General features: G+C 44.4%; 21 protein-coding genes. 16 read left to right on the top strand and 5 right to left on the bottom strand.

Going from position 1 to position 20644, the window contains the following annotated elements; genetic code table 11:
• Positions 1-66: 66 nt before the first annotated feature.
• Positions 67-1101, top strand: a complete 1035-nt coding sequence (gene bchI, locus ICN41_RS03185) for a magnesium chelatase ATPase subunit I (protein ID WP_216291334.1) — start codon at positions 67-69, stop codon at positions 1099-1101.
• The gene (locus tag ICN41_RS03180; protein ID WP_216291333.1) at positions 1098-2891 is read left to right on the top strand and encodes a magnesium chelatase subunit D; all 1794 of its coding nucleotides are present in this window, start codon (positions 1098-1100) and stop codon (positions 2889-2891) included. The genes bchI and ICN41_RS03180 overlap by 4 nt, the downstream gene beginning before the upstream one ends.
• Here the strand turns inward: ICN41_RS03180 and ICN41_RS11335 are convergent.
• Positions 2885-3010: a hypothetical protein gene (locus ICN41_RS11335; RefSeq protein ID WP_255537857.1), complete on the bottom strand. Its 126-nt coding sequence runs from the start codon at positions 3008-3010 to the stop codon at positions 2885-2887. The two genes, ICN41_RS03180 and ICN41_RS11335, sit on opposite strands and share 7 nt — an antisense overlap.
• Positions 2998-3879: an alpha/beta fold hydrolase gene (locus ICN41_RS03175; RefSeq protein ID WP_216291332.1), complete on the bottom strand. Its 882-nt coding sequence runs from the start codon at positions 3877-3879 to the stop codon at positions 2998-3000. The genes ICN41_RS11335 and ICN41_RS03175 overlap by 13 nt, the downstream gene beginning before the upstream one ends.
• 139 nt (positions 3880-4018) lie before the next feature.
• On the opposite strand from ICN41_RS03175, the gene ICN41_RS03170 reads away from it, so the two are divergent.
• From ICN41_RS03170 to ICN41_RS03105, 14 genes are all read left to right on the top strand, one after another.
• Positions 4019-4924, top strand: a complete 906-nt coding sequence (locus ICN41_RS03170) for a polyprenyl synthetase family protein (RefSeq protein ID WP_216291331.1) — start codon at positions 4019-4021, stop codon at positions 4922-4924.
• Between the two features lie 17 nt (positions 4925-4941).
• Positions 4942-6105 (top strand): methyltransferase, encoded by a 1164-nt coding sequence (locus ICN41_RS03165; RefSeq protein ID WP_216291330.1) that lies wholly within the window; start codon positions 4942-4944, stop codon positions 6103-6105.
• Positions 6106-6184: 79 nt separating this feature from the next.
• On the top strand, positions 6185-7135 hold the full coding sequence (bchC, locus tag ICN41_RS03160) for a chlorophyll synthesis pathway protein BchC (protein WP_216291329.1): 951 nt from the start codon (positions 6185-6187) through the stop codon (positions 7133-7135).
• Entirely contained in the window at positions 7132-8139 is a 1008-nt protein-coding gene (locus tag ICN41_RS03155) for a chlorophyllide a reductase iron protein subunit X (protein ID WP_216291328.1), read from the top strand. Before bchC ends, ICN41_RS03155 begins: the two co-directional genes overlap by 4 nt.
• 13 nt (positions 8140-8152) lie before the next feature.
• On the top strand, positions 8153-9676 hold the full coding sequence (gene bchY, locus ICN41_RS03150; RefSeq protein ID WP_370629084.1) for a chlorophyllide a reductase subunit Y: 1524 nt from the start codon (positions 8153-8155) through the stop codon (positions 9674-9676).
• A complete protein-coding gene (gene bchZ / locus ICN41_RS03145) occupies positions 9676-11133 on the top strand; it encodes a chlorophyllide a reductase subunit Z (RefSeq protein ID WP_216291327.1) in 1458 nt (485 codons plus the stop codon). The genes bchY and bchZ overlap by 1 nt, the downstream gene beginning before the upstream one ends.
• Before the next feature lie 123 nt (positions 11134-11256).
• Positions 11257-11403, top strand: coding sequence for a light-harvesting antenna LH1, beta subunit (gene pufB, locus ICN41_RS03140; protein WP_087909627.1), 147 nt, complete (start codon positions 11257-11259; stop codon positions 11401-11403).
• 49 nt (positions 11404-11452) lie between these two features.
• Positions 11453-11674, top strand: coding sequence for a hypothetical protein (locus ICN41_RS03135; RefSeq protein WP_216291326.1), 222 nt, complete (start codon positions 11453-11455; stop codon positions 11672-11674).
• 10 nt (positions 11675-11684) lie between these two features.
• Positions 11685-11861, top strand: a complete 177-nt coding sequence (gene pufA / locus ICN41_RS03130) for a light-harvesting antenna LH1, alpha subunit (protein ID WP_071608677.1) — start codon at positions 11685-11687, stop codon at positions 11859-11861.
• Positions 11862-11962: 101 nt separating this feature from the next.
• Positions 11963-12787 (top strand): photosynthetic reaction center subunit L, encoded by an 825-nt coding sequence (gene pufL, locus ICN41_RS03125; RefSeq protein WP_216291325.1) that lies wholly within the window; start codon positions 11963-11965, stop codon positions 12785-12787.
• A 31-nt stretch (positions 12788-12818) separates the two neighbouring features.
• Positions 12819-13817, top strand: coding sequence for a photosynthetic reaction center subunit M (pufM, locus tag ICN41_RS03120; RefSeq protein WP_255537856.1), 999 nt, complete (start codon positions 12819-12821; stop codon positions 13815-13817).
• A complete protein-coding gene (gene pufC / locus ICN41_RS03115; protein WP_216291323.1) occupies positions 13814-14857 on the top strand; it encodes a photosynthetic reaction center cytochrome PufC in 1044 nt (347 codons plus the stop codon). Before pufM ends, pufC begins: the two co-directional genes overlap by 4 nt.
• A 57-nt stretch (positions 14858-14914) precedes the next feature.
• Positions 14915-16471 (top strand): phytoene desaturase, encoded by a 1557-nt coding sequence (locus ICN41_RS03110; protein WP_216291322.1) that lies wholly within the window; start codon positions 14915-14917, stop codon positions 16469-16471.
• Positions 16464-17522, top strand: coding sequence for a phytoene/squalene synthase family protein (locus ICN41_RS03105; RefSeq protein ID WP_370629083.1), 1059 nt, complete (start codon positions 16464-16466; stop codon positions 17520-17522). Before ICN41_RS03110 ends, ICN41_RS03105 begins: the two co-directional genes overlap by 8 nt.
• A gap of 21 nt (positions 17523-17543) precedes the next feature.
• On the opposite strand, the gene ICN41_RS03100 is transcribed toward ICN41_RS03105, so the two are convergent.
• The 3 genes from ICN41_RS03100 to ICN41_RS03090 form a co-directional block, all read right to left on the bottom strand.
• Positions 17544-18275 carry a carotenoid 1,2-hydratase gene (locus ICN41_RS03100; RefSeq protein WP_255537855.1) on the bottom strand — a complete coding sequence of 244 codons (732 nt, stop codon included), beginning with the start codon at positions 18273-18275 and terminating at the stop codon, positions 17544-17546.
• Positions 18276-18469: 194 nt separating this feature from the next.
• On the bottom strand, positions 18470-19960 hold the full coding sequence (gene crtD, locus ICN41_RS03095; RefSeq protein ID WP_216291321.1) for a 1-hydroxycarotenoid 3,4-desaturase CrtD: 1491 nt from the start codon (positions 19958-19960) through the stop codon (positions 18470-18472).
• Positions 19944-20639 (bottom strand): spheroidene monooxygenase, encoded by a 696-nt coding sequence (locus tag ICN41_RS03090; RefSeq protein WP_216291320.1) that lies wholly within the window; start codon positions 20637-20639, stop codon positions 19944-19946. Before ICN41_RS03090 ends, crtD begins: the two co-directional genes overlap by 17 nt.
• Positions 20640-20644: the final 5 nt, after the last annotated feature.

Genomic DNA, 20644 nt, shown 5'->3' with positions numbered 1-20644 from the left:
CAACATTACCATTTACTTAGACTAAACTAAATTTTATTTTCTATATTCATTTGTCTTCGGATAGCAATGGCCCTGAACTTTCCTTTTACAGCAATTGTTTCACAAACCGAGATGAAGCTGGCGATCACGCTCTGCACAATCGACCCTTTAATCGGCGGCGTTCTTATTTTTGGTGATCGTGGAACTGGTAAGTCCACTACCATTCGCTCCCTGGCTGCCTTGCTACCCACTATGAAATCCATTGTGGGCTGTCAGTACCACTGTAATCCAGATTCTAAAAGTCTTTGCTCTGAATGCGAGGCTAAAAAGGCGGCAGGTCAAAAGCTAAAAACAGAAAGTATTCCAGTGCCAGTGGTGGACTTACCTCTGGGCGCTACTGAAGATCGAGTAGTGGGAGCATTGGATATTGAAAAGGCACTTACTCAAGGTATTAAGACCTTTGAACCAGGCCTGCTAGCAAAAGCGAATCGTGGCTATCTCTATATAGATGAGGTAAATCTACTTGAAGATCACTTAGTGGATTTATTAATTGATGTTGCTGCCTCTGGTGAAAATATTATTGAGCGTGAGGGTTTAAGCATTCGGCATCCCGCGCGCTTTGTATTGATTGGTAGCGGTAATCCTGAAGAAGGTGAATTACGCCCTCAAATGTTAGATCGATTTGGTTTATCGACAGAGGTGAGAACTCCTGGCGATTTTAAAGAGCGTGTAGAAATTATTAAAAGACGTGATGAGTTTGAAAGAAACCCAGAGCGCTTTATTGCCAAGTGGCAAAAAGTAGAAGACGATTTCAAACAAAAAATTATCAAATCTCAAAAACTCTTAGATAAAGTGGAGGTGGAAGATGAATTGCTTGAAGTCGCCACTAAACTCTGCGCTCATTTGGGAACCGATGGCTTAAGAGGTGAATTAACCCTGTTAAGAGGCGTTAGAGCCTTAGCTGCATTCGAGGGCAAGAAAAAAGCCAACCTGAATCATTTGAAGAAAATTGCACCCCTCGCTCTAGGACATAGATTGCGACGTAATCCGTTGGACGATAGTTCCTCAGGAGCAAGAATTGATCGTGCTATGCAAGAGTTTTTTGCCACTGCAGCAAAGTGAAATCTGATCAAACAGTATGGTTTGATGCCAATTTAATTGCCATTCTATTGGCAATTAATCCCAAAGGTCTCAAAGGTGTAACCGTCAAAAGCCAATTTGGTCCTGTGAGAGAGGCCTGGTTTAGTTATTTAAAACAACTCACTTCCTCATGCGGTATGCAGGTACTGAAAGCACCTGCCAATATCTCTGCTGAACAGCTGATTGGTGCATTAGATGTTGAAGCTAGTTTGCAGGCGGGTTCATTGGTCATGAGTAAGGGTCTTTTGGAGCGAGTCCATGGCAATCTATTGCTACTACCGATGGTAGAGAGAATGGACTTACAGGCCATTGCATTGATCTCACAAGCTCTAGATGAGAAAAATGCATTTGATGAATCTACTCACTTTGGAGTCATTGCATTTGATGAATCAGATAGTGTTGATGAATCAATTAGTCCTCGATTGCTAGATCGATTAGCCTTTGAGTTGTACTTAGATCAATTATCTTTAGTAGATATCAAAGAATCCCTTGAGGTGAATGCTGAAGATATAGAAGAGGCACGAAAACTTTTGCCTTCAGTCAAGTGCAGTGACGAATATTTGGAAGTAATGACAAAGGCAGGTTTTAGTCTAGGTGTGAGCTCTTTCAGGGCAAATCACTTTGCGCTGGAGGTAGCAAAGACCTTGGCCGCATTGAGGGGCCTGGTTGAGGTGAGTCAAGATGAGGTGATTGATGCTGCCCGCTTGGTATACACCCCATCTAAGCGGGCATATATGCCTCCTGAGATGGATCAATCTGAAGACCAAGCTAATGAGGATCAGAATGATCAAGATTCTGATAGTGAGCAAGAAGACTCTCAAAGCGATCCAGAATCCTCAGATGAAATCAAGCAAGAGCAGCCTTCTGAGCAGGAGCTAGAGGACATCATAGTTCAGGCGGTAAAGGCCTCGATTCCTCCTAAACTCTTGCGGCAATCCAAAGATATGATGCGGGCTGGTAAATCGGCTGCACATGTTTCCGGAAAGTCAGGATCAATTCAGAAAAATTTCTTGAGCGGCAGACCTCTTGGAGCACGCAAGGGAAGGCCTACCGATGGCAAACGCCTAGATATTCTGAAAAGCATTAGGGCTGCTATACCTTGGCAGCGACTTCGAAAAGGAGTGCTTGCTCACAATCAAGCGAATCAGCCTCACAGCCGAATTGACTTTAGGGCTGAAGATCTGCATATCAAGCAGTATTTAAGAAGACGAGGAACGGTCACCATTTTTTTGGTTGATGCATCAGGCTCATCCGCAACTCAGCGTTTAGCTGAGGCAAAAGGTGCTCTAGAGGAATTATTGGCACAGTGCTATATCAGGCGCGATGAAGTGGCGATGCTTTCCATGCGCGGGGCAAAGGCAGAGGTGGTGTTACCCCCAACGCGTTCACTTGCTAGGGCAAAAAGAAATTTAGCAGCTTTACCTGGTGGGGGCGGTACACCATTGGCTTCAGGTTTTCGGGCCGCAAACGAGATGGCTATCTCTCTTCAACGCAAAGGTTTAACGCCCATCATTGTCATCATGAGTGACGGTAAGGCTAATGTAAATCTTCAAGGTGTTGGGGGGAGGGGTAGCGCTCATGCTGATGCATTAACGGCGGCTAAAGAGTTAAGACTGAAAAACCATCGTGTATTGTTTGTTGATACATCGCCGCAACCTGAGATCTTGGCTCAAGAATTATCCGGCACGATGGCTGCACAATATTTTCCATTACCTTTTACAGGCTCTGGAAAACAAATATCACAAGCAGCTATGCAATTAGCAAATTACTGATGCATCTTCTTTTGTGATAATTTTTTTAGGACCTGTTGACCTCTAAAGTAGGCATTTAAAAATAGCCCTAAGCCAATAAGTACTCCTAAGAACAATGCGACATACATTATTGTGGACATGGTTCTCTCCTCTCTTCAAGTAACGCTGCTTCAATTAATTCAATAGCATATTTTTCATTTGCTTCATGAAACATATGTCCGCCTTTGATCTCAATGACCTTTGCTTGAGCAAAGTATTGCTTAATAACCTGTTGTAGAGCTTGCGCTGGAATCCAACCATCATCTTCAGTCAAGATGAATGTCAGTTTGGATTGAATTTTTTTACATTGCTCAAGCAGTCCTGGTATGTCAGTGCCGGCCATAAAGCTCATTGAGCCGTTGAGATGATCCGCATTCTTAAACAAGGTTTTATATCGATTTCGTTTTTCAGTATTGAGATTCGTATTGGTTGAGTCAATCAGGCTATCAATCATTTTGGTGTGTGGCAAAAGATCGGCAAGCACAGCAGTAAAAAATGACGATGTCACTATCGGATTTAAAAATGGTGCAACAAATCGATGATAGAAGCTAGGTAAGCTAATGAGCGAGGGGTTAAGGCCCACAATCGTTTTGGCTTGCTTATTTTGAAGGGTGTAGCTTAGGGCTAAGGTAGCTCCTGCAGAGTGACCAATGATGTGATCAAAATATTCGATATGGAGAGCCTCTCTTAACTCAGAGAGTTTGGTGGCTAAGGCATCTAGGTTTAAATTTTTTGCTCCCAGGTTTCTGGTAAACCCATGGCCGGGTAGATCAGGCGCAATGACTGTATATTTTTTTGCCAGCTCTGTGAATAGCTCACCCCATGTGTGGGCAGAAGACCCGGTTCCATGCAGTAGCAGCACATGAATCGGCCCATTACCTGCGATTTGCACGTGCCAAGATAAATCTCCAGTCTGAACCTTACGACTGAAAGATCTATTGGGCCAGTCTTCTGGAATTTCACTAATCATTCTCTAAAGCCGCTATTTATCAGGGTAAACCCTTGTATTTTGGTTTGACAGTAACTCAAATAGTGTCTATATTTTTTTACATAGTAAATTGTATTTTAAATTAGACAAAGAAAATTATTTCTTTTAAAGGGGCAAGACCATGTCACCACTTAAGCATTTAGAGCGCGCTTTAGACCATGCATTGAAATCTCATGAATCTGAAAAAGGTCCTGCTCTTTTAAGTAAGGCGATCAGACACGCTGTATTTCCAGGTGGTGCACGTATTAGACCGCAACTCACTTTAGCAGTAGCTCAGGCTTGTGGCAATGATGATCCGCAACTATCGATGGCCAGTGCAATTGCTATTGAGATGATCCATTGTGCTTCTCTAGTGCATGATGATTTGCCTTGTTTTGATGATGCCGATATGCGACGTGGTCAAACATCGGTGCATAAAGAATTTGGCGAGAGATTGGCAGTGCTCACTGGCGATGCCCTGATTGTGATGGCATATCAAACAGTTGCTGCAACATCAAGACGTTCAGCACAAAGACTGGCGCCGATCATTAAAACCATTTCTCAAGGAGTGGGAGCGCCGTTTGGAATTATCGCTGGGCAAGCATGGGAGTGTGAGTCTCAAGCTGTTTTAAGTGAATATCAAAGAGCTAAGACAGGTGCACTGTTTGCAGCGGCAACTGCCGCTGGCGCTCAAGCAGCTGGATCTGATGCTGACACATGGAAAAATCTAGGAGAGTGGCTCGGAGAGGCTTATCAAGTGGCAGATGATATTCGCGATGTACTTGGTGACTCACAGTTTCTTGGAAAACCAAGTGGACAAGATCAAGAGCATCATCGCCCGAGCTCAGCTAAAGAGTTGGGTCTAAATGGTGCTGTTGAACATTTTGATTATTTGGTTGGACAAGCCATTGCATCTATTCCAAATTGCCAAGGTGATGGCTATCTTAAAAAGCTAGTTGCTTTTGAAGCAGAAAGATTGTTGCCCTCCTCATGGTTCGAACGTGGCGAACGTCAGCTAGCTATCGTGACACAAAAACAAGCAGCATAGGGCGCTCGAATAGCTTAATGGCTCAGACCCAATCCATCGCCATTGAACATAGTCAGAAGGACTATGGTTTATGGGACAGAATCTGTATATGGCGAGATAGACTCATTGCGGATACTCGCTTTCAGAATCGCGTAGCAAAAATACCCTTTCTCAGAAATATTGCAAAGAAGAGAGCGAATCAATTATTTGATGTGATGGCCGGATTTGTATACACACAAATTTTGCTTTCATGTGTGCGATTAAATTTATTTAACATCTTGAAAGATGGCCCACTTAATTTATCTGATATCAAAAAATATTGCGGACTAGATACAGTCCCTCTTAAAAAATTATTAGACGCAGCAGTCTCCATTCATTTATTAGAAATTCGTTCTCATGATCGATATGGTTTGGGAACGCTGGGTGCGCCAATGGTTGGTAATACTGCGCTTTCAGCAATGATTGAGCACCACACTGTTTTGTACGAAGACTTGCGTGATCCACTGTCACTTTTATCGGGCGACATTGGAATTAAAAAGATGGAGAAATTTTGGCCTTATGTTTCTGCTGATCAAAAAGATCAAGAGTCAGTTAAGGACAAAGAGCATGTTAAAAATTATTCTGACTTAATGTCAGCATCACTACCATTGGTGGCAGATCAAGTGGTAGATGCATATGACTTTTCTCAGCATGAATGTTTGTTAGATGTCGGTGGCGGGCAAGGAACATTTTTGAAAAGAGTTTTCTTAAATGCTCCGCAACTCAAAAGAAAATTATTTGATCTTCCAGGAGTTGCGAATCTCGCGCAGGAAAGTTTCGCTCTCACTTCCGATCATCAAGATATTGATGTGCATGGAGGCGACTTTTTCAAAGATTCACTTCCACGAGGGGCAGATTTAATTACTTTGATTCGGGTGATCTTTGATCACGATGACGAACGAGTCAAAATTTTATTGAGAGCAATATTTGAGGCTTTACCGGCAGGCGGCAAGCTATTAATTGCCGAACCAATGGCCGATACCCCTGAACATCCTGCGATGGGACATGCTTATTTTGGCTTCTATTTACTTGCCATGGGTAGGGGTAGGCCCAGGACGATTGATGAAATCAGCCATTTAGCAATGGATTCTGGCTTTAAGAGCGTGCAAGTGCTGCCTTGCAGCATGCCGATTAATGCCCAAGTCTTGCTAATTAGTCGATAAATCAGGGTTATTACTAATGCATTTACTCTGAAATGTGTATAAATTAGTTTACATAAAGAAGGTAAAGCAAAATATACATATGTCACAGCAACTTCATTCAACCGCCGTTTTACTTGAGTCGCCACGCGAACTCAGGCTAAAGCGTCTTTTGCTAGATGAGCCAACAGATGTTGATGTTGTTGTGCAGATAGAGTGGAGTGGAATCAGCACAGGTACCGAAAAGTTGTTGTGGAACGGAACCATGCCTGAATTTCCAGGAATGGGATACCCCTTGGTGCCCGGTTATGAGTCAGTCGGAAGAGTCACTCGTGTTGGAAAAAAATCTAAGCTCGATCTCAATCAAAGAGTGTTTGTTCCAGGAGCAAAATGCTTTGGGGACGTTAAAGGATTATTTGGCGGCGCTGCCTCGCATGTTGTTGTGCCGAGCGATAGAGTAGTCGCACTCCCAGAAAAAATGGGTGAAGAAGGCGTGCTACTTGCCTTAGCTGCAACTGCATACCATGTCACTCAAGGTAAAAAATCATTACAGCCAGATTTGATTATTGGCCATGGTGTATTAGGAAGACTCATCGCGAGAATCGCGGTGATGTTAGGGCATCAGCCTGTAGTTTGGGAGATTGATGCCGACCGCATGAGTGGAGCAGAGGGATACACAGTCCTTCATCCATGTGATGACGAAGTCAATAAATATAAAAATATTTGCGATGCCAGTGGACAGGTCAGCATTCTGAATAAGTTAATTGGCCGCTTGCAGCATGGCGGTGAGATTGCCCTGGCAGGCTTTTACGACAAAGACATTCAATTTAATTTTCCTGCTGCCTTCATGAAAGAAGCCAAGTTAAGAATTGCAGCACAGTGGTCACCAGAAGATTTAAGAGATGTGAAGCAAGCCATTGCAAATGGAGATTTAAATTTGCAAGGATTGATTACACATCACCGCAGACCATCTTCAATCGATGAGGTTTATCGCACTGCATTCGAAGATCCTAGTTGTTTAAAAATGGTTGTTGATTGGAGAGAGCCATTATGAATGCGCCTACCGTTCCAAAAGAAGTAACAATTCAATTTTCTCAATTGAAAAAAGAGGCTGCGATTGAGCCTGATCCAGTTCATACCGGCGAAATCAAAAAAGAAACTCAGATCATTGCCATTTATGGCAAAGGCGGAATTGGTAAAAGCTTTACGCTTGCCAATTTGTCCTACATGATGGCCCAACAGGGCAAGAAGGTATTGCTCATTGGATGTGATCCAAAAAGTGACACCACTTCCTTGTTGTTTGGTGGGAAAGCCTGTCCAACCATCATTGAGACTTCTTCGAAAAAGAAGCTCGCTGGTGAGGAAGTCAAGATTGGTGACGTTTGCTTTAAGCGTGATGGTGTTTATGCCATGGAGCTTGGTGGCCCAGAGGTTGGTCGGGGATGCGGTGGCCGCGGAATCATTCACGGATTTGAAACCTTAGAAAAATTAGGCTTCCATGACTGGGGATTTGATTATGTCTTGCTCGACTTCTTGGGCGACGTAGTTTGTGGCGGCTTTGGACTGCCAATTGCCAGAGATATGTGTCAAAAAGTGATTGTGGTTGCAAGTAACGATTTGCAATCCTTGTATGTTGCTAACAACGTTTGCTCTGCAGTTGAATATTTCCGAAAATTAGGCGGCAATGTCGGTGTAGCGGGCATGGTCATCAATCGTGATGATGGTACTGGCGAAGCAACAGCCTTTGCAGAAAATGTAGGTATTCCGATTCTCTCCGTGATTCCAGCGAATGACGATATTCGTAGAAAGAGTGCTAGTTACGAAATTATTGGCAAGCCAGATTCTCAGTGGGGCCCATTATTTGAAGGTCTAGCAAGTAATGTTGCTGCTGCTCCGCCGGTGAGACCTAAGCCAATGACCCCAGATGATTTGCTAGGTTTATTTGCAGCGAATCAAGTTGGTAGAGATGTAGTACTTGAGCCTGCAACCATTTTTGACATGGTTGGCAAAAATGAAGTGATTAAGCCAACTCTTGAAGTGATTTACGACAAAGCTTAAAGAGTAAATCATCGTGAAATCTACTAAAGTCATTCCGATACAAGACCAGACTAATAATACGTCTGGAATTTCCTGTCATTCGGGGGCGGAAGATTTATTAGCGGCTGCTAAATCAGCGAATAAGAGTGAGATTCTTGGTCAGTACGCCAAGGATTACCCAAAGGGTCCTCACGATCAGCCACAAAGTATGTGTCCAGCATTTGGATCATTGCGAGTTGGTTTAAGAATGCGTCGCACTGCGACGATTTTGTCTGGTTCTGCTTGTTGCGTTTATGGCTTGACTTTTACTTCCCACTTTTATGGCGCACGCCGCAGCGTTGGCTATGTCCCATTTAATTCGGAATCATTGGTCACTGGAAAGTTGTTCGAAGATATTCGGGATGCGGTATACAAAGAAGCGAATCCTGAGCTTTATGACGCTATCGTGATCATCAATTTGTGTGTTCCGACCGCTAGTGGTGTTCCATTGCAACTTCTGCCAAAAGAAATTAATGGCGTACGTATCATCGGCATTGATGTTCCAGGGTTTGGAGTTCCAACCCATGCTGAAGCAAAAGATGTTTTAGCAAGTGCAATGTTGCGCTATGCCCGCACAGAAATTGAAAGCGGACCAGTTTCAGCGCCACGCAATGGAATCTCTGATAAACCAACTATTACTCTGTTGGGTGAGATGTTCCCGGTTGATCCAATCAGTATTGGCATGATGCTAGAGCCAATGGATTTGGCAGTAGGTCCAGTAGTGCCTACGAGAGAGTGGCGTGAGTTATATCAAGCCATGGATTCCAAAGTGGTGGCAGCAATACATCCCTTCTATACCGCGAGTATTCGTGAGTTTGAAAGTGCTGGCCGCACCATCGTGGGATCAGCGCCGATTGGTTATGAAGGTACAGCACACTGGTTAGAAAACATTGGAGTTGCTTCCGGCGTCAGTGCAGAAAAAATTGGCAATGCTAAAGATAAGTTTTTGCCTATGATTCAAGCGGCACTCAAAGCAAAGCCAATTAAAGGCAGGATTACGCTTAGTGGCTACGAAGGATCTGAATTATTAGTGGCTCGTTTGTTAGTTGAGAGCGGAGCAGATGTACGCTATGTTGGTAGCGCATGTCCCAAAACAGCCTGGAGTAGTGCTGATTTAGACTGGCTAGAGCAACATGGAGTCCATGTTCAGTATCGCGCCTCTCTCGAGCAAGATCTTGCTGCTATGAAAGAGTTCGAACCAGATTTGGTGATTGGTACAACTCCTGTAGTGCAAAAAGCTAAAGAGTTAGCCATTCCTTCTTTGTATTTCACAAACTTGATTTCCGCAAGACCATTAATGGGTGCCGCAGGCGCTGGATCACTTGCGCAAGTGATTAATGCTGCACTAGCAAATCAAACACGCTTTGATGCCATGAATTCCTTCTTTGAAGGTGTTGGCAAAGATCACGCAACAGGAGTTTGGGAATCAGTACCTGTTGATCATCCTGACTTTAAGGCTGATGTAAGGCGTCGCATGGAAAAAGCGAAGGCCAAGCAAAAAGCAGAGGAGATGGGCTAATGCTAGTCCTTGATCACGATCGCGCTGGTGGCTACTGGGGTGCAGTCTATGTATTCACAGCTGTGAAGGGCTTGCAGGTAGTGATTGATGGCCCTGTTGGTTGCGAGAATCTACCGGTTACCTCTGTATTGCATTACACCGATGGCTTACCTCCGCATGAGCTACCAATCGTTGTGACTGGTCTAGCAGAAGAGCAGTTAGGTAGAGAGGGTACTGAAGAGTCCATGAAGCGGGCTCATAAAGTACTAGACCCAGACTTGCCCGCAGTAGTAGTAACAGGATCTATCGCAGAGATGATTGGCGGTGGCGTTACTCCTGAGGGAACTGGTATCAAACGCTTCTTGCCAAGAACCATTGATGAGGATCAGTGGCAATGTGCTAACCGTGCCATGAATTGGTTATGGACAGAATACGGTTTGAAAAAAATTCCAGAACGTAAGCGTGATGCAGGTGAAAAGCCAAGGGTTAATATTATTGGGCCGTCCTACGGCAGCTTTAATTTATATAGCGATTTAGCTGAAATTCGACGCTTGATTGAAGGTATTGGCGCAGAAGTCAATATGGTGTTCCCACTGGGATCCCATTTAGAAGATATTCCAAAGTTAGTCAATGCAGATGTCAATGTCTGTATGTATAGAGAGTACGGACGTTTACTTTGCGAGACTTTAGAGCGTCCTTATTTGCAGGCACCTATCGGCATGCAATCGACAACTGCTTTCTTAAGAAAATTAGGTGAGCTTTGTGAGATTGATGTAGAAGGTTTCATTGAAAAAGAAAAACATACTACGCTCAAGCCAGTATGGGATCTATGGCGCTCAGTAACGCAGGATTTCTTTGGTACAGCCAGTTTTGCCATTGTTGCCAATGAAACCTATACCAGAGGTGTCCGTAACTTCTTAGAAGAAGAGATGGGTCTCCCTTGTAATTTTGCGGTATCTAGATTGCCAGGAAATAAAACCAATAATGTAGAAGTACGCGAATTGGTTCAGAAGAAAACCCCGCTCGTCATGTTCGGAAGTTATAACGAGCGGATGTATGGCAGCGAGATTGGCGCACGCTTCTCTTATATTCCTGCTTCATTCCCTGGAGCCATAATTCGCAGACACACCGGTACACCATTTATGGGTTATTCAGGTGCGGTGTATTTGATCCAAGAAGTTTGCAACTGCTTGTTTGATGCCTTGTTCAATATCTTGCCACTGGGTACGGAGATGGATAAGGTAGATCGCACCCCAGCAAAAGTTCAGAGCTCTCTCAAGACAATGCCTTGGGAGCAAGAGGCACAAACTCTACTGAATAAATTAATTAGCAATCAACCTGTGCTCACTCAAATATCTGCTGCAAAGAGAATGCGAGATGAAGCAGAGCTTGAAGCACGTAAACAGAATATTGAAAGAGTCACAGTAGATTGTGTGCAGAAGTCATCTTTCTCCGTAACGGCGGGAGAAGTTGCATGAAGTCAGCACAAAAAAATTACCCTGAAAAAGGGTTAAACCAATATGACTTTTTAAGGTCATGTCCTCAAATCTACAGGGGTGATGTAGAAAAGACCGTAAGGTCAGTTTCAAGGAGTTGTCATCATGAGTGAAAACAGATCTATATCTGGGCTTACCGATGCAGAGGCTCAAGAATTCCATGCATTTTATGTGCAAGGTCTTTTAGGGTTTGTTGCAATCGCAGTCGTCGCGCACATACTTGTATGGGCTTGGCGTCCATGGTTCTTTTGATGCATTAGTAAGTAGAAAGTAAATAGCTCAGCTAAAAGGAGTAGTTCTTATGAAGACCAATATAAATTTAATCAATAAAAATGACCTGCAGGAAACCATGTCCTTCAAGTTCATTTTTGTAATTAGTTATGTCGTGATCTTTGTGGCGGCACTCATTTTGGTTGTGTTGCCTGCCTCACGAAAAAGTTGGTTATTTTCAGAATCTGACGGAGCTTCATTCTTTAAGTCAGTGGAGTCAGGCGTCTATAGCTTTATGTCTTACTTAAATTAGGAGAAATACTATGTGGAGAATATGGAAGTTATACGACCCATTACGTGCGATGGTTGCACAGGGCGTTTTTCTTTTTGCTTTGGCGGCCATGATTCATCTCATTTTATTGAGCACTGTTCAATACAAATGGTTGGATGGAATGAGTCAAGAGCAGTACAAAGCAGCAATCTCAGCAGCGAAGAAGTAATCAGATGTACAAACCGTAGACGAATTTCTAGTGATAGATATTCGTCTACGTACGATTAATTAGTTATGAGAAATTGTTTCTCATTATGTAAGGGGCGCTAAATGGCCATGCTCAACTTTGAAAAGAAATACCGCGTACGCGGTGGAACCCTAATAGGCGGAGATCTATTTGATTTCTGGGTGGGTCCTTTCTACGTTGGATTTTTTGGCGTGACAACCATATTCTTTGCATTCTTAGGTACTGCAATGATTTTATGGGGCACATCCCAGATGGGGGTGTGGAATATTTGGCAAATTAATATTGCTCCGCCAGACCTCAAATACGGACTAGGGGTAGCACCTCTCATGGAGGGCGGCTTATGGCAGCTCATTACGATTTGCGCCCTGGGTGCATTTGGTTCGTGGGCAATGCGAGAGGTTGAGATCTCTCGCAAGCTAGGTATGGGCTTACATGTTCCAGCTGCTTTTAGTATGGCGATCTTTGCTTATTTCACTCTTGTAGTAATAAGGCCGCTTCTCATGGGTGCCTGGGGTTATGGATTCCCGTATGGCATTTTGAGCCACTTAGATTGGGTATCAAATACTGGATATCAGTATCTGCACTTTCATTACAACCCTGCGCATATGATTGCGGTGACTTTATTCTTTACCACCACATTGGCACTGGCTTTGCATGGCGCATTGATTTTGTCTTCAACAAACCCTCAGCCTGGTCAGCCAGTAAAAACGCCAGAGCATGAAGATACATTCTTTAGAGATATTGTGGGCTACTCCGTTGGAACCCTCGGTATTCATCGTCTCGGTCTATTCCTTGCATTAGCTGCAGTCTTCTGGAGTGCTGTATGTATCGTCATTAGTGGGCCGTTTTGGACGAAGGGATGGCCGGAGTGGTGGACATGGTGGTTGAATTTGCCAATCTGGGGATAGTTATATCTGAATTGAATATGCGGAGAGCATGATGGAATATCAAAATCTATTTACACAAACGCAAGTCACTGGCCCCGCTAGTCATGGCGTTCCAATTAACGCATACGACATGCGTGAGAGAACTAAGACGATTGGCTTTAGTCATCTCATGGGTCGTATCGGTAATGCGCAATTGGGCCCTATATACCTTGGACGTCTTGGAGTCGCATCTTTGATTTTTGGTATGACTGCGTTTTTCATTATTGGTATGAATATGCTGGCCCAGGTGGGTTGGAATCCGCTGCAATTTGTGAAAAAACTGTTTTGGCTATCGCTCGATGCGCCATCACCCAAATATGGCCTAACCTTTCCCCCATTAAATGAAGGTGGTTGGTGGTTAATTGTTGGATTATTTTCAACTATCTCCATTATGTTGTGGTGGCTGAGAACCTTTAGAAGGGCGCAAGCGCTAGGTATGGGTACTCATGTACCTTGGGCATTTGCATCTGCTATTTGGTTGTTTTTAGTACTTGGTTTATTCCGTCCGGTATTGATGGGAAGTTGGAGCGAAGGCGTTCCCTTTGGCATCTTCTCTCACTTAGATTGGACATCTGCCTTATCCATTCGTTACGGCAATCTGTTTTACAACCCGTTTCATATGCTCTCAATCGTTTTCCTCTACGGTTCAGTGCTCTTATTTGCAATGCATGGCGCAACCATCCTAGCGGTGAGTCGTTTTGGTGGTGAAAGAGAGATTGAGCAGATTGTGGATCGTGGTACTGCATCTGAGAGAGCTGCATTGTTCTGGAGATGGACCATGGGCTTTAATGCCACCATGGAATCTATCCATCGTTGGGCTTGGTGGTTTGCAGTCTTAACACCATTAACTGGCGGCATTGGAATCTTGTTAACTGGTACGGTAGTGGATAACTGGTATCAATGGGGTGTAAAACATAATATTGCTCCTGCATACCCAGCGATATATGGGACTGTAGCTGACCCAGCTTTAACAGCGCCAGCTGCCCCAGTAGCCAAAGGGGACAAAAAATGAAACATGTGACTCAAAAAATTTCGATTGCATTGAGTATCTTTGCAATGGTGATGTTGACGGCGTGCGAAAGACCGCCGGTCGAATCAAAGCAAACAGGCTATCGTGGAACGGGCATGGATCAAGTCAACAATCCACGTACTGAAGCACAGCTAGCCAAGATCAATGAGTTGCCAGCCATGCTACCTTCGTCACCAGATGGCCCAAAGGCGGGTGCAGTCTATAAGAACGTGAAGGTCTTGAATAATCTGAGCGCCGCCCAATTTAGTACCTTTATGGTTTCAATGACTGCCTGGGTTGCTCCTAATGAAGGATGTGCATATTGTCATAACGTGCAAAATTTTGCTGATGATTCTCTCTACACCAAAACGGTAGCGAGAAGAATGATTCAGATGAATCAAAGTATTAATGGCAATTGGGGTGATCACGTTAAGACAACGGGCGTTACTTGCTATACCTGCCATCGAGGCAATAACGTTCCGCAAAATGTTTGGTTCAATCCAATTGAAAAGAAGGGCGGCAATATGTTGGGTAATACCAATGGCCAAAATGATCCATTGGCAACGAATGGCTACTCTTCATTACCAAACCAACCTTTTCAAAGTTACTTTGTAGCAGGTGCAGGTCCTGCACGCATCATTGGAGACACTGCATTGCCTACGGGTAACAAGGCTTCCTTGCAAAAAACCGAGAATGTGTACGGTGTGATGTCACATATGTCTCACTCCCTGGGAGTGAACTGCACCTATTGCCATAACAGTCGTGCATTCAATAGCTGGGAAGAGAGCACTCCGCAGCGTATTCAGGCTTGGCACGGAATTCAGATGCTAAAGGATGTCAACACCACCTTTATCTCACCTTTAGCTGCCATATCGCCTGCCCATCGCAAAGGGCCTGATGGAGATGTTGGTAAAGCCAATTGCGCTACTTGCCATCAAGGCGTTAATAAGCCACTCTTAGGCAAAAGTATGTTGTCAGAATATCCATTCTTAGCTCCTACAAGCGGCAAGCCCAAGGATGGAAATCAAATTGCCAAAAACTAATAACCACTCCTCCACTGATAGTCTCTATCAGTGGACGTTTGATTTGAAGGAAATCTGATGGACCAAAAGGTCGATCACTTTAAGATACCGGAGAATGTGGCGTCATATAGCTATGGCAGTCACCCTGAGCGAGTACTGGTGATTGGATCGGGATTTGGTGGTCTTGCAGTTGCTATTCGATTAGCACTCAAGGGCTACGAGGTCCAAATTCTAGAAAGATTGGATAGTGCGGGTGGACGGGCTTATGTTCATCGCCGCAATGGCTTTACCTTTGATGCAGGTCCAACCATCATTACCGCCCCATTTTTGCTGGAAGAATTATGGGAGATGTGCGGTAAGAAGATGTCTGATGATGTCGACCTCCGAGCCATGGATCCTTTTTATCAAATTCGTTTTTCTGATGGGCGTATCTTTAATTACACAGGTGATTTAGAGCGTATGAAAGACGAGGTCGCTCGATTTAATCCTAAAGATTTGCCAGGATATTTACGGTTTTTAGATGAAGCGGAAAATTGTTACAAGCTCGCCTTTGAGGATCTGGGCGACGTTGCATTTGATAGCATCAAAGACTTAGTCCAGGCGATGCCCAACCTCATTAAGATGCGGGCTTGGAATAATCTCTACAGCCTGGTAGCGAAGTACATTAAAGACCCGCAATTAAGAGAGGTGATGAGTTTTCATCCTCTGCTGATTGGCGGCAATCCATTTTCAGTGAGCTCTGCATATGCGCTCATTAATTCTTTAGAGCGTAAATGGGGAGTGCACTCTGCTATGGGTGGCACAGGGGCGATTATTAAAGGTCTTGTCGGTTTATTAGATGGGCTAGGCGTCTCTATCCGCTATGCCAGCACTGTCAAGAAAATTAATATTGTTGACAATAAAGTAACGGGCGTGACTTTAGAGAATGGGGATGTTTTGTATTCCAATATGGTGGTATCTAATGCCGATACTGCTTGGACTTACAAAAATCTGATTGCGCCAGAGTATCGCAAGGTATGGACTGACAAAAAAATTGAAAATGGTCAATATTCAATGAGTCTATTTGTCTGGTATTTTGGCACTAAAAAGAAGTATCCCGAAGTGCCACACCATATGATGCTCTTAGGTAAGCGCTATAAAGAATTACTAGAAGATATTTTTAAGCGTCATCATTTGGCAAAAGACTTTAGTTTGTACCTACATCGCCCTACGGCTACAGATCCATCATTAGCGCCTGAAGGTTGCGATACTTTTTATGTTCTATCACCAGTACCCCATTTAGATAGCGGCACTGACTGGGCTGAAGTAGCAGAGTCTTATCGAAAGTCGATTGCCAAGATGCTTAGCGAAACTGTTCTTCCTGATCTGGAAGAGAACTTAGTTGAATCCTTTGTAATGACGCCCCAAGATTTTCAAGATAGATTGCTCTCTTATAAAGGTGCGGCATTTGGTCTTGAGCCTCTATTGACGCAGAGTGCATGGTTCAGGCCCCACAATCGTAGTGAAGATATTGAAGGACTTTATATGGTTGGTGCAAGTACTCACCCAGGCGCAGGTATACCCGGAGTACTGTCTTCAGCTAAAGCCCTTGACTCCCTCGTAGAGCCAGCAAAAATGGTGACCAATCGTGCTTGATCGAGCTATCACTACAGAGTACGGCTTCCAGATGGATTTGGGTTCCTGCGAGAATCTGATGCGGGATGGCTCTAAGTCATTTTTCGCTGCTGCCAAAATACTACCGACAAAAATTCGTGATTCAGCAATAGCGTTATACGCATTCTGTCGATTACTGGATGACATGGTGGATGATCAAAATGCCCCAGATGATGTCATTAAGCAAATTGAATATCGGCTAGATCGGATTTATGCACAAAACCCAGTAGATATACCAGCCGATAGGGCATTGGCGATTGTTGTTGATCGCTTTCTGATTCCGCGCAATATATTAGAGGCGCTGGTTGAGGGCTTTAAGTGGGATCGCAATGGGCGCCAATATCAGACCATTGATGAGCTTTGCGATTACGCAGCACGGGTTGCATCAACCGTTGGCGCCATGATGACGCTGATTATGGGTGTACGTGATCGAAATATTTTAGAGCGTGCTTGTGAGTTGGGTTTAGCAATGCAGCTCACAAATATTGCTAGAGACGTTGGCGAAGATGCTAGAAATAATCGCTTGTATTTGCCAAGAGAGTGGCTAGAGGAGGAGGGTATAGATCCTGATGCCTGGTTAGCCAATCCTGTCTTTAACGAGAACATATCTAAAGTCATTCAAAAGCTTATTTGTCATGCAGATGAGATGTATGCCCGTGCTTCCTATGGAATATCGGGTTTGCCGCGTAATTGTCGTTCTGCTATTGCGGCTGCAGGCCTGATTTATTCAGAAATCAGTCGGCAAATTGAGCGTCAAGGTCTAGACAGTATTAGTCAAAGAGCTGTAGTTTCTAAGCGTAAGAAAATATTACTATTATTGAAGTCGCTTCAATCGACTATCTACAGTGCCAAAAAGAATGACAGCCTTAGTCAAATTCCATCGATTCAGTTTTTGGTTGATGCCGTTGAGCCCGAGGCACCATATTCCCACTATAGCGGTTCAGTAGAGGATAGGTTGATATGGGTTGTTGGTCTGATGGAAAAGATTGAGCGCAGAAAAGTGCAATCTTTTAATTCTTTAGCGCAGCATTAAGCAAAGCCCAGCAGTATCAAATTAAAAGAGCCGAGTGGGGTTTCTCGGCATTCTCCAGGGCAACATAAACTGGACAATCTTTGACTCTAAGCGTTTGACATTCAGCGTCTCATGCATTGATATGACATCTTCACCAAGCAGTTTGGATTTCAGCATTGAGCGAGCATAAAAAGGCGTATCTTCAAAGGTGTTCAGAAGCGAGACTGTGGGCGTGTTTCCGTCTGCTTCAGAGCGCATATTGCGATGAATTCCCCAGCCCGTCTTGCGAAGAAGGACTCTTTCGGGTGGCGAGAAGGATTCAATGCTGCCATCGAGATTAAATTTACTGGCAATCACGCGTTCAAGCCCATTTTTCTGCCTAACGTCATAAATCACTGCAGTACTACCATCTTTGAGGTGTGCTCTCGACCAATCCCACTCACTAAAGGGTTTGCTAATAGCTTCATCACCCTCATTGGAATCAAAATAGGCGTTTCCTTGCCACTGAAGGGAAGGATTGGTAAAGCTGACCTCTACTCTTGCTGATGGAGCAATCGGTCCCCAGCGGTGTTTTCCTTGATCATCCAGCGTTACCACTTGCTTGAAGAGTTGCTCTGGAAATACTTTAATACTCCCCTGAACTTTGTTTCCTAGTAAAGGAACGCGTTCGTCAATCTGAATAGTGAGGCAGTCATTTTCCCAGCGTAAATGGCTGGGGCCAACGGTAAACTGATGAGCGGTTCGCTCAATGGCGTTTTGAGCTCGCTCAGTCATCGTCCAATATTTTTTTCTAGGAGTGTAAAGCGCAACATTGATTGCGCAATAGTCATCTGCTGGCGCCGGCTTACTTTTGTTAGCCCAGGCGTAGTAGGGTGAGAAGACACTCCCTACAAAGGCAATAATGCTAAATCCATGCTGCCCATCATCGCTCAGGCCATCGATATACCACCAGAGGTAATTGCCGGGATCTACTGCTTGATTAAATTGAGGCGTTCCATCAGCATGGCGGCCGCCAATCGTCCGGACATAGCTGCCATCGGAATTCCTGGGCCCGGATGCGCGCTCCCCCCTGCCAGAAGTAGGTTGTTGATCTGAGACTGAGAGCCGAGTCGTTGAAAGGAGCTCATCCAACCGTGGGTTGCTTGTCCATAAAGGGCTCCACCCCGTCCCGGAAACAGTTTGGCAAATTCTCGTGGCGAGGTGCGCGTGATCTCTGCCTCCTGAAGTTGAAGGCCATACTGGCGCATGAGTGAAAAAGCTTTTTGTTCGCATCGTTCTATTTCCTCATCATCAGATTGAGTATCGCCATTTGCAGGTGCATTGACTAAGCAAAAAATACGTTCGTAGTCATTATTTTCTAGTGCTAAATCGGTTCTGTCTTGAGCGCAAATATAGACAGTAGGATTTGAGGGTAATTTTTTCTTCTCAAAGATATCAGAAAATTCACTTTGGTATGGCTGATTAAAAAAGACATTGTGTCTAACTAATGGAAAGCCAGATGCTTTAACACGCATAGACCAAGTTAACGCAGAAAGAGAATCAGATTGCTTCAAACTTTTTGGAATGGCTGATGTAGCCTTTGCACCCAATAAGCCGTGTTGTAGTGCGCTGATGTCGCCATTGAAGATTAGGTAATTACATTCAATCACTTCACCTGATGTCAATTGAACTCCGCAAACCTTGTCTCCAGAAAATTGTAGAGATTGGACCTCAGAGTTATATTGAAAATGGCAACCCTTCTTCTGAGCCAGACGGGCTATGACTTCGGGGATTTTGGCCATGCCCCCCTTGATCGACCAGACCCCTTTCATTTCAACCTCCGCAATGAGCATGAGAGTGGCTGGTGCGAGATAAGGAGATGAGCCACAGTAGGTCGCATAGCGCCCAAATAATTGGTGTAATCGCGGATCCGGAAAGTAATGCTTAAGAGCGGACCAAAGCGAACTAAATGGGCCGATATCCCAGAGGACTTTGCTTTTTTGTACGCCTAAAGCGGACATCATGCCTAACATATTTGGGCGAGGAGATTCTATAAAGGGACCCTTTAGTGCCTCATATACTTTTTGAGCGGTTTTGCAAAACTCTAAAAATAGTTGTGCTTGCTTGGGTCCGCTAAATTGTGCTATTGCTTCTGCACTTTGATGTTTATCTGCGTAAAGATCAAGTTGACCATCGCCCCAACTATGACGAGCCAGAATATCTAAGGGCTCTAACTCAAATTCTGCCTCAAAGTTTTCATTGCACTCATTAAAGATCTGCTCAAATATCCAGCGCATTGTAAAAACAGTCGGGCCCGAATCAATCAGTGCATCACCTACCTGGATTTGTCGAATCTTGCCACCGGGTACCGAGCCTTTTTCAAGGACGGTAACATCAAGCCCCTGGTGGGCTAACTCGAGAGCGGCAGTGAGGCCGCCAATACCTGCGCCAACAATGAGAATCTTAGGCGATTTGGACATGCTTACTTTGCCAAATTCCCTGCGCACTCATTACCCTAAAGCGGGTAAACATGGATTCAGAGAAGTAGGTTTGACCATAGGCAGCTTTAATTGCAGCGAGGTGAGCGCCTTGCTGCGCGTATTGCTCAAGGCATTGAGCGTTATCCCAAATGGTAAAAGTGGCTTGACGAAAGTAGGGTGCCTCTCCCACTCCAGCCGTCAGAATTTTTCCTGATGCATGCGCAATCGCATCTTCAGCAGGCTTTGCTTTTTTCCAAAATTGCACTGCTTTGCTTGGCCTAATAGATGCTCTCGTCAAGGATGCGATTGGACCAGAGCTCGGAGGGGTTGGATCTGAACAAGACATTGAAAACCCAGACCAAGAGCCTCGACTAGAGTAGGCTTGTACAGTAGCAATAAAAAATTCATGGGCGTGATCTTGATAGGCCTTGAGAAGGCTTGAAGATTTTTGAAAGCGGCTTGCATTATCTGCGGTATCAAAGACACAAAAGAAGCCTTGTTTCGTCAGGCTCGGAGTGGTGCTAAATCCCCCATTCACGCCTGAACCTAAGAGCTTACAAAATTGCAGACCAGGAAGATGTTGAAAAGGGCGTGTACCTAAAATATACCGAGAGAAGCCCCATCCTCTGGAATCGGAAGCAATATCGACTAAGCCAAATACTGCTGTCTGATCATTCATTCGAT

Source organism: Polynucleobacter sp. 15G-AUS-farblos (assembly GCF_018882445.1).
GTDB lineage: Bacteria > Pseudomonadota > Gammaproteobacteria > Burkholderiales > Burkholderiaceae > Polynucleobacter.
This window is presented reverse-complemented; position numbering and strand designations above follow the sequence as displayed.

Bases quoted from the DNA above. Each gene is read 5' to 3' on its own strand.
- bchI (WP_216291334.1), top strand. From the start codon at position 67: ATGGCCCTGAACTTTCCTTTTACAGCAATTGTTTCACAAACCGAGATG.
- ICN41_RS11335 (WP_255537857.1), bottom strand. From the start codon at position 3,010: ATGTCCACAATAATGTATGTCGCATTGTTCTTAGGAGTACTTATTGGC.
- ICN41_RS03175 (WP_216291332.1), bottom strand. From the start codon at position 3,879: ATGATTAGTGAAATTCCAGAAGACTGGCCCAATAGATCTTTCAGTCGT.
- ICN41_RS03170 (WP_216291331.1), top strand. From the start codon at position 4,019: ATGTCACCACTTAAGCATTTAGAGCGCGCTTTAGACCATGCATTGAAA.
- ICN41_RS03165 (WP_216291330.1), top strand. From the start codon at position 4,942: ATGGCTCAGACCCAATCCATCGCCATTGAACATAGTCAGAAGGACTAT.
- bchC (WP_216291329.1), top strand. From the start codon at position 6,185: ATGTCACAGCAACTTCATTCAACCGCCGTTTTACTTGAGTCGCCACGC.
- ICN41_RS03155 (WP_216291328.1), top strand. From the start codon at position 7,132: ATGAATGCGCCTACCGTTCCAAAAGAAGTAACAATTCAATTTTCTCAA.
- bchZ (WP_216291327.1), top strand. From the start codon at position 9,676: ATGCTAGTCCTTGATCACGATCGCGCTGGTGGCTACTGGGGTGCAGTC.
- pufB (WP_087909627.1), top strand. From the start codon at position 11,257: ATGAGTGAAAACAGATCTATATCTGGGCTTACCGATGCAGAGGCTCAA.
- ICN41_RS03135 (WP_216291326.1), top strand. From the start codon at position 11,453: ATGAAGACCAATATAAATTTAATCAATAAAAATGACCTGCAGGAAACC.
- pufA (WP_071608677.1), top strand. From the start codon at position 11,685: ATGTGGAGAATATGGAAGTTATACGACCCATTACGTGCGATGGTTGCA.
- pufL (WP_216291325.1), top strand. From the start codon at position 11,963: ATGGCCATGCTCAACTTTGAAAAGAAATACCGCGTACGCGGTGGAACC.
- pufM (WP_255537856.1), top strand. From the start codon at position 12,819: ATGGAATATCAAAATCTATTTACACAAACGCAAGTCACTGGCCCCGCT.
- pufC (WP_216291323.1), top strand. From the start codon at position 13,814: ATGAAACATGTGACTCAAAAAATTTCGATTGCATTGAGTATCTTTGCA.
- ICN41_RS03110 (WP_216291322.1), top strand. From the start codon at position 14,915: ATGGACCAAAAGGTCGATCACTTTAAGATACCGGAGAATGTGGCGTCA.
- ICN41_RS03100 (WP_255537855.1), bottom strand. From the start codon at position 18,275: ATGACTGAGCGAGCTCAAAACGCCATTGAGCGAACCGCTCATCAGTTT.
- crtD (WP_216291321.1), bottom strand. From the start codon at position 19,960: ATGTCCAAATCGCCTAAGATTCTCATTGTTGGCGCAGGTATTGGCGGC.
- ICN41_RS03090 (WP_216291320.1), bottom strand. From the start codon at position 20,639: ATGAATGATCAGACAGCAGTATTTGGCTTAGTCGATATTGCTTCCGAT.